Consider the following 15,888-nt stretch of genomic DNA (forward strand, 5'->3'; position numbering starts at 1 on the left):
AATTTGTGAGTTTTTTGGTCTTAGATCAATTTCGAAAACAAACTAAATATAATTCAGACAGGTAGTTATAATCCTTTTGGATATTGATACTGTCTTAGTATTAAGATATACAATTATGATTACAATTTTAGGAATAGAATCATCTTGCGACGATACAGCAGCAGCTGTTATCAGGGATGAAGTTCTATTGTCCAATATAATTTCCAGCCAAAAAGTCCACGAAAGTTATGGAGGAGTGGTTCCGGAGTTAGCATCACGTGCTCATCAGCAAAATATAATCCCGGTAGTGGATGAAGCTTTAAAAAAAGCGGGTGTGTCAAAAGAAGAAATAACTGCAATAGCTTTCACTCGAGGGCCAGGTCTTATGGGATCATTACTAGTGGGAACCTCTTTTGCCAAAGGTCTTGCAGCATCATTAAATATACCGATGATGGATATAAACCATCTTCAGGCGCATGTTTTAGCACATTTCATCAAAGAGGATAAAGAAGATCAGAATCAACCGGATTTTCCTTTTTTATGCTTACTTGTTTCGGGTGGTAATTCGCAAATTATAGTTGTAAAATCACATAAGGATATGGAGATCATCGGACAGACCATTGACGATGCAGCCGGAGAAGCTTTTGATAAATGTGCAAAAGTAATGGGATTGGGATATCCCGGAGGTCCTATTGTAAATAAGCTTGCGAATCAGGGAAATTCTAACCGGTTTAGATTTAATAAGCCACATATTGCAGGATATGATTATAGTTTTAGCGGATTAAAAACGTCTTTCTTGTATTTTTTAAGAGATGAATTGAAGAATGATCCGGATTTTATAGAAAAGAATAAAGAAGACTTGTGTGCATCATTGCAAAAAACAATTATAGACATTTTGATGGATAAATTGCGAAAGGCATCTAAAGATTTAAACATCAAAGAGGTAGCTGTGGCCGGAGGAGTTTCTGCGAATTCAGGCTTAAGGGATGCTTTTGAAGAGCACTCAGTCAAATATGGATGGAAAATCCATATTCCTAAATTCGGATACACTACAGATAACGCTGCCATGGTTGCTATTAGCGGGTATTATAAATATCTGGATAAAGAGTTTTGCGAAATGGACGCTGCTCCTTTTGCAAGAGTTACAGTGTAACAATAAATTGCGATATTTTTAGTTTATAAATGTACAGAAGATAATACACATTTATCTCCTGTATATTTTTTAAGAACAACACATTAGGTATAAGTTGAATAAAGTATGTATATATTTTGTTCGAATAAGCCACAAACTCTATAATACCTTTTTTTTATATGAGGGATAATGATAATATAGATGATTTTGATTACGAGAAAGATTTTAACGAGGCTTTCAATAATGTAACTGAATCTGAAATAATAGATAATCAGCCATTATCTTTAGATCCGGTAATAGAACGCCGATCTATTTTTCCGATGGAGGATCCAGTTGATAGTACACAGCAGAATAATATAATTAGCAATGAGACTGTGATGCAAATGATCACAGAAAACAATATTGAAGATTTTGAGCGACTGAAGGCTGAGCAGAATTTTCCAATGGCTGTTTTAGGTGGAGTATTGGCTTCAATTATTTGTGTATTCATTTGGGCAATAATTACAATTGCAACCAAGTATCAAATTTCCTACATGGCTATGGGGGTTGGTGTTGCTGTGGGATTTACGATTCAGAAGTTTGGCAAAGGCTTAACTCCTGTTTATGGTATTTTAGGTGCGGGACTTGCGCTTATAGCCTGCTTTTTCGGTAACATTATCAGCTATACTTGCTTTATTGCAGACCAGTATGAAAGTTACTCATATCTAGAGGCTATTTCAAATCTCAATTGGGATATTTCGATGAGCATAGCCATTGAAACATTTCAACCGATGGATGTATTATTTTATGGTCTTGCTATATATACAGGATACATGTTTTCAATAAAACGTAACTGATGATTTATTATTTATTACTTATAATTGTTTCCTTTGATTTTATCTGGACTCAATATCTGGCGTATCGAAATCGTAAAAGAATGTCTGACGAGGTTCCGAGTGAACTTATCGGGATTTATGACAGTGAAAAATACAGGTTACAACAATCATATCAAAAGGAAAACAGCCGATTAAATCTTCTATCGGGCAGTATATCATTTATTTTATTGTTTACGATACTTCTTCTATCGGGTTTTGGTTGGTTAGATTCCTTTATTCGCCTGTATCTTTCTAATCCTATGCTTATTACTCTTGTATTTCTATGTGTAATATTTATTGCCAGCCAGATATTATCATTGCCTTTTTCTTACTACGATACCTTTGTTATTGAAACAAAATATGGTTTTAACAAATCTACAAAAAGCATATTCTGGATTGATTCTGTCAAAAGTTTAATTTTGAGTTTGATTTTGGGTGGAATTATACTTTCAGTCATTATCTGGTTTTATCAGAATGCCGGAAATTTAGCATGGATATATGCGTGGGGAATAGTAACTCTATTCTCGCTGTTTATGACTTTGTTTTATTCGAATCTAATTGTACCTCTATTCAATAAACAAACTCCATTAACCGATGGTGACTTAAGAAATGAGATAGAGCAATTTTCACAAAAGGCAGGTTTTGAGCTTACCAATATATACGTAATGGATGCCTCGAAACGAACAACCAAAGCAAATGCCTATTTTACAGGACTTGGCAATAAAAAGAGAATTGTTTTATTTGATACATTAATAAATGATTTGACAACTGATGAAATTGTGGCCGTACTAGCTCATGAGATAGGGCATTACAAAAAAAAGCATACAACAATACAATTGATAGTTTCAATCCTTCAAACAGGATTATTATTATATATCCTGTCTTTTTTCTTAAATAGTATGAGCGTATCAGAGGCAATGGGCAGTAATATACCCTCATTTCATCTTGGGCTGTTGGCCTTTTCTTTATTATTTACTCCTATTTCAATAATTACAAGCCTATTGATGAATATGCTAAGCCGTAAAAATGAGTATGAAGCAGACCATTATGCCTGTAGTTTCGGCTTTGGAGAATTTCTTATCAGTGGATTAAAAAAACTATCTGTAAAATCACTTAGTAATCTTAATCCCGATCCATTGAATGTGTTTTTTCATTACTCACACCCTACCCTTTTGCAACGTATAAATAAGATCAAAGCAAATTAGCTTAAATAAAAAAAGCGAGTCCAAACCGACTCGCTTTTTTCTAATATTGTCTTTTATTTCTTCAAGAAATCATCTATATGTTTAGCTGTTTTTCGACCCGAAGCAATGCTTGTTACAACCAACGATTGTCCGCTGACACAGTCTCCTGCTCCAAACACTTTCGATACATTAGTAGCCCTGTTGGCATCTGTAGCAACATTTTTGCGAATATCATCTACTTTGATTCCTAATTCTTCGAGTAAACCTTCCTGTATTGGGTGAATAAATCCTAAAGCAAGAAATGCATAATCGATTTTCAGAATCTCGGGTTTACCTACTTCTTTCATAACCATGCGTCCACTTTCATCTTTCTCCCAAGCTATTTCAACAAGCTCTACTCCGGTCAGAATACCGTTCTCGCCAATAAAACGTTTTGTGTTGAGAGACCAACGGCGGTTACAACCTTCCATATGTGAAGAACTGGTTTTGAGTACTGTTGGAAATGGTGTAGGCCATACGTTATCCAAATCTTCCAATTTAGGAGGTTTAGGCATAATTTCTATTTGAAGAATATTTGCCGCTTGTTGACGATTTGCCGTTCCAATACAATCAGAGCCTGTATCTCCTCCACCGATCACCAATACATTTTTTCCTTTAACATCAATAATCTGGTCGGCAGGAACTTCATCTCTGGCTACAATTTTATTTTTCACTGTTAGGTATTCCATTGCATAATAAACACCCTTCAGTTCACGTCCGGGAACAGGTAAGTCCCTTGGAACCTGTGATCCTATAGCCAAACAAACTGCATCGTAGTCTTTCATCAGGTCTTTGCCTCTGACGTCGATACCCACTTCTGTATTGTTTATAAATTTCACACCTTCGGCTTCCATTAAATTTATACGGCGATCTACTATATTTTTATTCAGTTTGAAATCGGGTATACCAAATCGCAATAGTCCTCCGGGGCGACTATTTTTTTCATAAACAGTTACATCATGTCCCTTTTGATTCAATTGATTAGCAACAGCAAGCCCTGATGGACCTGAACCGATTACTGCGACCTTTTTCCCCGTACGAACTTTAGGTACACGGGGCTTTATATATCCTTCTTGGAAAGCATGCTCTAAAGCTGATGCTTCATTTTCACGAATAGTTATTGGAGACCGATGGAGAGACAGTACGCAGGTCTTTTCACATGGAGCAGGACAAATACGTCCTGTAAATTCCGGAAAATCATTAGTCTGCATTAGTACTTCAGCTGCCAATCTCCAGTTTCCTTTATAAATATAGTCTTGCCATTCGGGCATCTTGTTGCCTAGCGGGCATCCCCATTGACAAAATGGAATACCGCAGTCCATGCAGCGTGATGCCTGTAATTGACGGTCTTCGGAGTTTAAAGTCTGCTCTACTTCTCCGAAATCCAGAATACGTTCCTGAACAGGACGATATCCTGCGTCTTTTCTTTTTACTGTTAAAAATGCTTTTGGATTTCCCATCTTACCTACAGTATATTTTTTCTATTGATACTTCTTTAAACAAATAGGTCAATGACCTTTAATAATCGAATTCGACATTAGCGATTTTCTTTTTCAGAGCTTCCATCTTTTCTTCCTGTAATACCTTTTTGTATTCGATAGGCATTACTTTGATAAAACGGTTCACCTCTTCTCCCCAATTATCAAGAATTCTCTTAGCCTGAGGACTTTTGGTAAACTCATAATGATTGGAAATAAGCTGACGAAGTTCTTTGCTATCCGCACTGTCTTCGATTAACGAAAGTTCTACCATCTCCATATTACAGAAGAAATCGAAATCTCCATCAACATTATAAACATACGCTACACCACCACTCATACCTGCGGCAAAATTGCGTCCTGTACGTCCAAGAACAACGGTACGCCCTCCTGTCATATATTCGCAGCAGTGATCGCCTGCTCCTTCAACTACAGCTGTAGCGCCACTATTACGAACGCAAAAGCGTTCGCCTACCTGTCCGCTGATATATACTTCACCTCCCGTGGCACCATATAATAGTGTATTTCCGGCAATAATATTTTCTTCGGGTTTATAGGTGCTTGTAGCTGGGGGGATTATTACTAATCTACCGCCCGAAAGTCCTTTACCTACATAGTCGTTGGCATCTCCTTCAAGCCTGAAAGTTACACCATGAGAAAGGAATGCTCCAAAACTTTGTCCGGCAGATCCTTTAAATGAGCACTGTATAGTATTGTCGGGTAAACCTGCATTTCCATACTTCTTGGCTATTTCGCCGGAAAGCATCGCTCCTACTGCTCGATCGGTATTTTTGATCGGGCGGGAAAGTTCAACAGGCATACATTTTTCTATCGCAGGTCGTGAAGTTTTTATTAATTCAACATCTATCACTTCACTTAACTTGTGATCCTGTTCTTTGGTATGTTTTACTGCATTTACTTTAGCTTCTGCAGGATGATAAATAATACGTGATAAGTCGATCTTGCTTAACTTACTCGTTGAATCGTCTTTTACAAACTTCAACAGATCGGAGCGTCCTACAACTTGATCCAGAGAAGTAAATCCCAAAGCAGCAAGATGTTCTCTTACTTCTTCTGCCAAGAAATTGAAATAATTAATTAGATACTCACTTCGACCTAAAAATTTCTTTCTCAATTCTTCACTCTGAGTAGCAACTCCAACCGGACAAGTATTTAAGTGGCATTTACGCATCATAATACAACCTAATACAATCAATGCACTTGTAGCAAATCCGAATTCTTCCGCTCCCAACATGGCAGCAACGATAATATCATGACCGGTCTTTAACTGTCCGTCTGTTTGTAAGCGTATTTGTCCTCGAAGATTGTTTAAAACGAGTGTCTGTTGTACTTCCGAAAGCCCAATTTCGAGAGGTAAGCCTCCGTATTTAATAGAACTTAAAGGACTTGCTCCTGTTCCGCCTTCGCATCCGCTTATAAGAATCAGATCGGCTTTCGCTTTAGCAACCCCCGCCGCGATAGTCCCTACTCCACTTTCAGAAACGAGTTTAACACTGACAATAGCTTTGGGATTGACATTCTTCAAGTCGAATATCAATTGAGCCAAATCCTCAATCGAATAAATATCGTGGTGTGGAGGTGGAGATATCAGTGAAATACCCGGTATAGAATGTCGGGTCTGTGCTATGATCTTATCAACTTTAAATCCGGGCAATTGACCTCCTTCTCCGGGTTTTGCACCCTGAGCTATTTTGATCTGAATTTCATCCGCATTAACCAGATATTCGGTTGTTACACCAAAACGTCCGGATGCAACCTGTTTGATTGCGGAACGGGCATTTGTTGCAAATCGTTCTGCCAATTCTCCCCCTTCGCCGGTATTACTTTTTCCTCCAATGGCATTCATAGCTACAGCCATAGCCTCGTGAGCTTCGCGGCTGATAGAACCAAATGACATGGCTCCTGTTACAAATCGTTTAGTGATAGCCGATGCCGATTCTACCTCAGATATATCTACAGGCTTTTTCGCCGGATCGAAATCAAGAAAATCACGAAGGAAAATCTTTTCTGATTTTTGGTCTATTCCATCTGTATATTCCTTAAACTTTTTGTAGCTGCCGAGACGGGTTGCCATCTGGAGTTTCATTATTGTTTCGGGATTCCATGCATGGTCTTCGCCTGTTCTTCTCCAAGAGTAAACCCCAAGATTGATAAGTGAAGTATCTATATCGCTATCAGAATAAGCATCTTTGTGACTTGCGATTGTATCCGAAGCAATATCACTCAGGTCAGCACCTTCAATTTTTGAAGTTGTACCCTTAAAGTATTTATTAATAACGGATGAATTAAGTCCTACTGCTTCAAACAATTGAGCACCTAAGTAACTTTTCAGAGTAGAGATACCCATCTTTGACAAAGTCTTGAGAAGACCTTTATCTATAGACTTGATATAGTTTTTCTCTGCTGTATGAAAGTCCAGTTGAACTGTTCCGTTTTTTACTAAATCTTCGAGAATAGCAAATGACAGGTAAGGATTTACAGCGTTTGCACCATACCCGAATAATAATGCAAAGTGCATTACTTCACGAGGTTCTGCCGATTCTACAACAATATCAATCTGCATACGCTTCCGTCTGTCTATCAAATAATGATGAACGGCAGATACGGCAAGTAATGATGGTATAGCAGCATGGTTTGCATCGACACCTCTGTCGGATATAATAATATAATTGCTTCCGTTGTCCACAGCTTTTTCAGCCTGTAAGCAAAGGTCTTCAATTGCTTTTTCTAGACTAGATGCCCCTTTCTTAGGGTCGAAAAGCATAGGGATAATATTGGCCTTAAATCCTTTGTATTCAAGGTGGACTAATAAATCCAGCTCCCGATTGGTTATAATCGGGTGTGTCAACCTTACCATCTTACAGTGTTCGGGTAATGGTTCTAAGATATTTTTATGTAGAGAACCGATATACCCAGACAGAGACATTACCAACTCTTCTCGGATTGGGTCAATCGGAGGATTTGTTACCTGTGCGAATAATTGTCGGAAATAACTGAAAATCCGGTAGTTTTTATTCGATAATGCAACTAATGGAGCATCATTTCCCATAGATCCGACAGGTTCCTTTCCATCTCGAGCCATTGGTGTAATCAGCTTTTCAATGTCCTCTTTATAATAGCCAAAAGCCTGTAAAAGCTGAGCATAATTATCTACTGTATATTTTATGCTTCTACCCGAAGATATATCATCTAGCGAGATCCTGTTTTTGTTCAGCCATTCTCTGTACGGATATGCTTTAGCAAGATTTTCTTTTAATTCGGTATCGTATTGTATAGATCCGGTTTCGGTATCTATCATCAACATTTTACCAGGTTTCAAACGTCCCCGTTCCTTAATTTCGGAAGGTTCAAAAGGAAGAACCCCGGTTTCGGAAGCAACCACCATTACATCATTGTGAGTAATAAGATAACGAGCTGGACGTAAACCATTACGATCTAATAGTCCGCCTGCATAACGACCATCCGAAAACAAAATTGTGGCAGGACCATCCCAAGGCTCCATAAATATAGAGTGGTATTCGTAGAATGCCTTTAGATCAGAAGATATCGGATTTTTAAAGTTCCACGACTCGGGAATCATCATAGCCAGAGCGTGAGGCAGAGATTTGCCCGACATCACCAAAAACTCCAATACATTATCAAAAGATGCGCTATCGCTCATTGCCGATTGTACAATAGGCCAGATATCATTGACATCGCCTAAGGCTTCTGACTTAACTACACTTTCGCGGGCTTCCATCCATAGACGGTTGCCGCGTATTGTATTTATTTCCCCGTTATGCCCCACTAAACGGAATGGCTGAGCCAAATCCCACGTAGGAAATGTATTTGTACTGAAACGAGAGTGTACCAAAGCAATACCACTGGTAAAGTTCGGATTTAACAAATCAGGAAAATAATGTCTTAACTGAAGAGATGTTAACATCCCTTTGTAAATTATCCTCTTTGTTGACAAACTCACTACATATGAGTTACGCTTGTCTTTGAGCGTAGAATTCAGAATCATCTTTTCTACTTTCTTACGAAGCAGATAAAGTTTTAATTCTAATTGATCCTGAGATAATCCCTCGCCTGTAATGAAAATCTGTTTGATTGAAGGTTCGTTCGATTTCGAAATTTCACCAAGAATATCACTATTGACAGGAACATCTCTAACAGCTAACAGGTGTAAACCTTCTTTTTCAACCAAATCAGAAACCGCAACCATACATATTTCGGCTTCGAGTTCGTCTTTTGGTAAGAAGATAAGACCTGTACCATATCGTCCTTTCTCAGGGACAGGAATACCTTGCAGGAGTATAAACTCATGAGGTATTTGCAGCATAATACCGGCACCATCACCGGTCTTATTATCTGCACTTTCTGCGCCCCGATGGGTCATATTTTCAAGTACTTGCAAGCCATTTTCAACAATGGCATGCGATTTTGCTCCTTTCAAATGGAGCACCAGACCGACACCGCAAGCGTCGTGTTCGTAACTTGAATCATATAATCCATGCTGCTGTGCTAATGATAAGTCTTGCATATTACTTCTAAGTTAATAAATATAAGCGAATCAAATTCTAGTTAATCAAAATGGTAGTTATTTTCGCAAAGATAAAAATATTTACCATACAAAACTGATTTGGTTGACATAAAATCAGTTTTACCTTTGATTTTTATAACAATTTATCTAAAATTTTACTTTTTGTTTCTAATTTTCAGATAATTAGTATTTATGTGATTTATTATTAGATGAAAATAAAATAAAATGATATATATTTGCTAAAATTTCGACTAAAAAATAAAGTAAAATACAATTATATATGTGTGGATTTGTAGGAGCATTTGAATTAACACAAGATCTGGAGATCTTGCGTTCGCAGGTACTTAAAATGGCAAAAAAAATCCGTCATCGAGGACCGGATTGGTCAGGAATATATTGCGGTGACAAAGCTGTACTTGCTCACGAGCGATTATCAATCGTAGATATAACATCAGGAGGACAACCTTTATATAGCAAGGATAAGAAGCTTGTGTTAGCGGTTAATGGTGAAATATATAATCACCGAAGCATTAGGGCTAAATACGCAGATAAGTACGAATTTCAATCTCAATCTGATTGTGAAGTTCTTTTAGCTTTGTATCAGGATAAAGGTATAGACATGCTTGAAGATCTTAACGGAATATTTGCTTTTGCTCTATTCGATATTGAGAACAACAGGTATATTATTGGTCGAGACCACATGGGGATCATCCCTTTATATATAGGTTATGATAAAGCCGGACAGTTATACGTTGCAAGTGAATTAAAAGCTTTAGAAGGGTTTTGTCCTAACATCAAAGAATTTCCGGCTGGTCATTATTTGGATAGTCGTGAAGGAGAAGTAAAGCAATGGTATAAGCGCGATTGGATGGCTTACGATAACGTAAAAGATAATCCAACAGATATTGATGTTCTTCGAAAAGGATTGGAAGATGCGGTTCATCGCCAGCTAATGTCAGATGTACCTTATGGAGTTTTGCTTTCGGGAGGGTTGGATTCTTCAATTATATCGGCTGTCGCTAAAAAATTTGCGGCTCGCCGTGTTGAAAATGATAATGAAACAGAAGCTTGGTGGCCTCAGTTGCATTCTTTTGCGATTGGACTGAAGGGGGCTCCCGATTTAATTGCTGCAAGAAAAGTCGCGGAGCATATCGGTACTGTTCATCATGAAATTAATTTTACGGTAGAAGAGGCTCTCGACGCATTAAGTGATGTTATATACCATATAGAAACTTATGATGTGACAACAGTCAGAGCATCTACACCAATGTATCTTTTGGCTCGATTTATAAAGTCAATGGGTGTTAAAATGGTGTTGTCCGGAGAGGGTTCGGATGAGATTTTCGGTGGATACCTTTATTTTCATAAAGCACCCGATGCAAAAGCATTACACGAAGAAACAGTTCGAAAATTAGATAAATTACATCTATATGATTGCCTGAGAGCTAATAAAACTTTATCGGCATGGGGTGTTGAAGGGCGTGTGCCATTTTTGGATAAAGAATTTATGGATATAGCTATGCGAATTAACCCCGCAGACAAAATGTGCGGAAGAAATGGCAAAATCGAAAAACATATCTTGCGTCAGGCGTTCGAAGAATATCTTCCCGAAAGTGTTACCTGGCGGCAAAAAGAACAGTTCTCAGATGGAGTTGGTTATAATTGGATAGATTCACTTCGTGAAATGGCAGAGAAAAAGGTTTCTGACAAACAAATGGAACGTGCTGCCGAGCGATTTCCTATAAATCCCCCGATGTCAAAAGAGGAGTATTGGTACAGAACCATGTTTGAGGAGCATTTTCCTTCAGCATCAGCAGCAAGTACTGTTCCGTCTGTTCCGTCAGTAGCATGCAGTAGTGCTGTTGCTTTGGAATGGGACGAATCTTTCAAGAACAGAATAGATCCTTCCGGGCGGGCTATAAAATCAGTACATGCAGAAGCGTATGATAAATAATTATTTTTATGCAATAATTAGGCAATACAAATTATCTTTGTATTGCTTTTTTTAATTACAAATTGCTTGTTGTACATGACAGATATAAATCAATTTATTAATATCATCTATAATAAAAACAACTAACTAATAAACAATGTTATACAAAAAGAATCCATGTAAAATAACAACTCTAACATTATCTAACTATTTATTATCAATAATATCTTTTTTGCTTTCAATATGATTTGTTTTGATAATCAAAAATAAGATTTAGACAAAAAATCTTGCAAGATTGAATAATTTATATCAAATTTGTATTGTAAAATAAACAAAAGCTCTAAAAACATCCATAAAAGATGAGAAATTTTAAGTTTACCAAAATGCAAGGCGCAGGTAACGACTATATCTATATAGATGGTGCGACAAACCTCATAGAAAATCCCTCACAACTCGCTATAGAATTAAGCAATCGTAATTTCGGTATAGGTTCGGATGGGCTTGTGCTGATACTTCCTTCCGAAACTTGCGATTTCAGAATGCAGATGTTCAATTCGGATGGATCAGAATCAGAAATGTGTGGAAACGCAACCCGTTGTATTGGCAAATATGTATATGACAATGGTTTGACCGATAAAAAAGAAATAACACTGGAAACCAAAGCCGGAGTTAAATATATAACATTATTGGAAGGAGATAAAAGATCAAGAAAAGTTACGGTCGATATGGGAGAACCGATTCTTGATCCGGTCTTGATTCCTGTAAATATCGAAGCTAATCCAGTTCTTAATCAACCTTTGGTTATCGATGGTAAGACATGGCAGATTAACTGTGTGTCGATGGGGAACCCTCATGCTGTGATTTTTACTGAAGGAATTAAAGATTTTGATCTTCCAGTGTTGGGCCCTAAATTCGAAAATAATCCCGTATTTCCTCGCCGAACTAATACCGAATTTATTGAAGTTGTAGATCGTAAAACTCTTAACATGAGAGTCTGGGAACGAGGAGCCGGGGAAACTCTAGCCTGTGGAACAGGAGCCTGTGCTGCTACTGTTGCTGCAATATTAAACAATTATACAGATCGTAAGATTACAATTCATCTTTTAGGTGGTGATCTGGAAATTGAGTGGAGAGAAAGTAACAATCATGTATATATGACCGGAGATGCTGTGACGGTATTCGATGGTATAATCTTATAAAAGTAGTCAGTATTTCATAAACAAAAAGAACCTAGCTGTAACAATGGCATTAATAAACGAAAATTATATTAAACTACCGGGAAGCTACTTATTCTCGGATATTGCAAGAAAAGTAAGTGAATTTAAAGCAGCAAATCCATCTGCTAATATTATAAGGCTTGGTATTGGTGATGTAACAAAACCATTACCTAAAGCTTGTATTGATGCAATGCATAAAGCTGTGGACGAAATGTCTGACAGTTCTACATTCAGAGGATATGGTCCCGAACAAGGCTATGATTTTCTGGTTAATGCAATTGTCGAAAATGATTATAAGGCCAGAGGTTTGGATATTCAAACTGATGAAGTATTCGTAAGTGACGGATCAAAGAGTGACACCGGTAATATTGGAGATATCTTAGGAACCGATAATGTAGTTGCAATCACAGACCCAGTATATCCTGTATATGTTGATACTAATGTGATGGCAGGACGTGCCGGAGACTTGGGTTCCGATGGTAAATGGAATAAGATCGTATATCTGCCATGTACCGAAGAAAATAATTTTGTTCCTTCATTACCAACATCAAAAGTTGATATTGTTTACTTATGTTATCCGAATAACCCGACCGGAACGACCTTAACTAAAGATCAGTTAAAAGTTTGGGTAGATTATGCTTTGGCGAATAAAGTTCTTATTCTATTCGACTCTGCTTACGAAGCATACATCACAGAAGATAATGTTCCTCACAGTATTTACGAAATAGAAGGAGCAAAAAAAGTCGCTGTAGAGTTTCGCAGTTTTTCTAAAACAGCAGGATTTACAGGTACTAGATGTGCTTATACCGTTATACCAAAAGAATTGATCGCCTATACAAGTAAAGGCGAAGAAATTCAATTGAATAAATTATGGAACCGTCGTCACACAACTAAGTTTAATGGTGTACCATATATCATTCAGAGAGCAGCGGAAGCATGTTATTCTCCCGAAGGCAAAAAACAAGTAAAGGAAACTATCCAATATTATTTGAATAATGCAAAGATAATAAGAGAAGGTCTTGCCGCTCAAGGTCTGAAAGTATACGGTGGAGTTAATTCTCCATATATCTGGGTGAAAACACCTAATGGTATGACATCTTGGGAGTTTTTTGATTACCTCCTAAATGAACTTAATATAGTAGGAACACCCGGAGTAGGATTTGGCCCAAGTGGCGAAGGGTATTTAAGATTGACCGCTTTCGGGTCTCTCGAAAACACCAAAGAAGCTATCAATAGATTAAAGAATATAAAACTATAATATCCACAACAAAAATCAGCTTTTATGTCTAAGTTACGTTTCAAAGCTGTTGCTGCCGCAGCAAACAGAAAACCTGTAGAGGTAGAAAAGCCACAAGGCAAAACGTCCGAATACTACGGTGAAAAAGTATTCAATCGCAAAGCAATGTCTAAGTATCTGTCAAAAGAGACATTCAAAGTGATGAGCAAGGTTATCGATAAAGGTGAGCCGATAGACAGAGGTATTGCAGAACATGTTGCTGCCGGTATGCGTATGTGGGCTCTTGAAAATGGAGCAACTCACTATACTCACTGGTTTCATCCTTTGACCGATGGTACTGCCGAAAAGCATGATGCTTTTGTTGAGCATGACGGTAATGGTGGTATGATCGAAGAATTCAGTGGAAAAATTCTTGCACAACAAGAACCGGATGCATCGAGCTTTCCATCTGGAGGTCTTCGTAATACATTCGAAGCGCGTGGGTATTCAGCTTGGGATCCAACATCACCAGCATTTATTATAGAGGACACTCTTTGTATCCCTACTATATTTATTTCATATACAGGAGAATCATTAGACTATAAGACTCCTTTATTAAAATCAATAGCAGCAGTAAGTAAAGCTTCGATTGATGTATGCCATTATTTTCCCGGAAGCGAAGATGTTACTAAAGTAAATTCTAATCTTGGCTGGGAACAGGAATATTTCCTTGTAGATGAAGATTTATATGCTGCACGCCCCGACTTAATGTTGACTGGACGTACTCTGATGAGTCACGAAAGTGCTAAGAATCAACAGTTGGAAGATCATTATTTTGGATCTATTCCACAACGTGTTATTAAATTTATGGAAGAATTGGAGTATGAATCTTATGCTCTAGGTATTCCGGTTAAGACACGTCACAATGAGGTTGCTCCTAATCAGTTCGAATTAGCACCTATATATGAAGAATGTAATTTGGCTGTCGATCACAACCTTTTGGTTATGTCTTTGATGGAGAAAATTGCTCGCCGTCATTCATTCCGTGTACTTCTTCACGAAAAACCATTCAAAGGAATCAACGGATCAGGAAAACACAATAACTGGTCTTTATCTACCGATACAGGCATTAATCTATTGTCTCCAGGTAAGGATACCGAAGAAAATCTTCGTTTCATAACTTTCGTTGTGAATATTCTTGCAGCTGTACTTAAAAATAATGGATTGCTTAAAGCATCTATATCTTCAGCGACAAATGCCCACCGTTTAGGAGCTAATGAAGCACCTCCTGCAATTATTTCGGTATTCTTAGGAACTCAGGTTAGCGATATTCTTGATAAATTCGAGAACAGCTCTGTTAAAGATGCTATTACAGTTGACGATAAAAAAGGCGTAAGCTTGGGTGTTGGACAGATTCCTGAAATCTTGTTAGATAATACAGATCGTAACCGCACTTCTCCTTTTGCTTTCACCGGTAACCGTTTCGAGTTCCGAGCAGTAGGTTCTTCTGCAAACTGTGCATCAGCACTGACTGCATTAAATGCATCTGTCGCTGATCAACTTAGAACTTTTAAAGCAGAAGTTGACGGGCTGATTGCAACTGGTAAATCTAAAGAAGAAGCTCTTTACGAAGTACTTAAGAAATATATTAAAGAATCTCGTGCAATCCGTTTCAATGGAAATGGTTATAGTGACGAATGGAAGGCCGAAGCTGCTAAACGTGGACTTGATTGCGAAACAAGTGTTCCTGTTATTTATGACAGCTATACTTCAAAACAAAGTATCAAAACTTTTGCAGGTATCTTGTCTGAAGTAGAACTTCATGCCCGTAATGAAGTGAAATGGGAAACTTATACTAAGAAAATTCAAATCGAATCTCGTGTATTGGGTGACCTCGCATTGAATCATATCATACCGGTATCTATCACATATCAATCTATCCTTCTTGTTAATGTATCGAAACTAAAAGATGTATTCGAAGATTATAAAGAAAAAGGAGCAGAGCAAATTCGTTTGATCGATAAAATTTCAGGACATGTAAATGCTATTAATGCTAAAGTACATGAAATGGTTGATGCTCGTAAAAAAGCTAACAACATCGAAAACGAACGCGAAAAAGCAATCGAATATCATGATGTAGTAGCTCCTTATTTGGATGAAATCCGTTATCATATAGACAAATTGGAATTGATTGTTGATAATGAAATGTGGCCTCTTCCTAAATACAGAGAATTATTATTCATCAGATAAGCAAGCAGACTTTCTATTGAATTATAAATAGTAAAAGCAGTGGAGAATACATCCACTGCT

9 protein-coding genes are annotated in these 15,888 nt (G+C 37.6%); 7 read left to right on the forward strand and 2 right to left on the reverse strand.

Going from position 1 to position 15,888, the window contains the following annotated elements; all coding sequences use genetic code 11:
* Nucleotides 1–115: 115 nt before the first annotated feature.
* From tsaD to AABJ51_RS04110, 3 genes are all read left to right on the forward strand, one after another.
* Nucleotides 116–1,132 carry a tRNA (adenosine(37)-N6)-threonylcarbamoyltransferase complex transferase subunit TsaD gene (gene tsaD / locus AABJ51_RS04100; RefSeq protein ID WP_434781384.1) on the forward strand — a complete coding sequence of 339 codons (1,017 nt, stop codon included), beginning with the start codon at nt 116–118 and terminating at the stop codon, nt 1,130–1,132.
* Between the two features lie 158 nt (nt 1,133–1,290).
* Nucleotides 1,291–1,947, forward strand: coding sequence for a hypothetical protein (locus AABJ51_RS04105; protein WP_338374504.1), 657 nt, complete (start codon nt 1,291–1,293; stop codon nt 1,945–1,947).
* Complete coding sequence (locus AABJ51_RS04110; RefSeq protein ID WP_338374505.1) at nt 1,947–3,170, forward strand: M48 family metallopeptidase; 1,224 nt, start codon at nt 1,947–1,949, stop codon at nt 3,168–3,170. The genes AABJ51_RS04105 and AABJ51_RS04110 overlap by 1 nt, the downstream gene beginning before the upstream one ends.
* 53 nt (nt 3,171–3,223) lie before the next feature.
* Here AABJ51_RS04110 and AABJ51_RS04115 read toward each other — a convergent pair whose 3' ends face one another.
* Nucleotides 3,224–4,648 carry a glutamate synthase subunit beta gene (locus AABJ51_RS04115; protein ID WP_338374506.1) on the reverse strand — a complete coding sequence of 475 codons (1,425 nt, stop codon included), beginning with the start codon at nt 4,646–4,648 and terminating at the stop codon, nt 3,224–3,226.
* Nucleotides 4,649–4,706: 58 nt separating this feature from the next.
* A complete protein-coding gene (gltB, locus tag AABJ51_RS04120) occupies nt 4,707–9,212 on the reverse strand; it encodes a glutamate synthase large subunit (protein ID WP_338374507.1) in 4,506 nt (1,501 codons plus the stop codon).
* Between the two features lie 280 nt (nt 9,213–9,492).
* Between gltB and asnB the strand changes: the two genes are divergently transcribed.
* The 4 genes from asnB to AABJ51_RS04140 all read left to right on the forward strand — a co-directional run bounded on the left by asnB (nt 9,493) and on the right by AABJ51_RS04140 (nt 15,828).
* The gene (asnB, locus tag AABJ51_RS04125) at nt 9,493–11,166 is read left to right on the forward strand and encodes an asparagine synthase B (protein ID WP_338374508.1); all 1,674 of its coding nucleotides are present in this window, start codon (nt 9,493–9,495) and stop codon (nt 11,164–11,166) included.
* Nucleotides 11,167–11,504: 338 nt separating this feature from the next.
* A complete protein-coding gene (gene dapF, locus AABJ51_RS04130; protein WP_338374509.1) occupies nt 11,505–12,344 on the forward strand; it encodes a diaminopimelate epimerase in 840 nt (279 codons plus the stop codon).
* 43 nt (nt 12,345–12,387) lie between these two features.
* Nucleotides 12,388–13,620, forward strand: coding sequence for an LL-diaminopimelate aminotransferase (locus AABJ51_RS04135; protein WP_338374511.1), 1,233 nt, complete (start codon nt 12,388–12,390; stop codon nt 13,618–13,620).
* A 24-nt stretch (nt 13,621–13,644) separates the two neighbouring features.
* Nucleotides 13,645–15,828 carry a glutamine synthetase III family protein gene (locus tag AABJ51_RS04140; RefSeq protein WP_026625214.1) on the forward strand — a complete coding sequence of 728 codons (2,184 nt, stop codon included), beginning with the start codon at nt 13,645–13,647 and terminating at the stop codon, nt 15,826–15,828.
* The last annotated feature ends 60 nt before the right edge of the window (nt 15,829–15,888 follow it).

Origin of the sequence: Indolivaga capnocytophagoides (assembly GCF_036511535.1) — a bacterium.
Classification (GTDB): Bacteria; Bacteroidota; Bacteroidia; order Bacteroidales; family Dysgonomonadaceae; genus Dysgonomonas_A; species Dysgonomonas_A capnocytophagoides.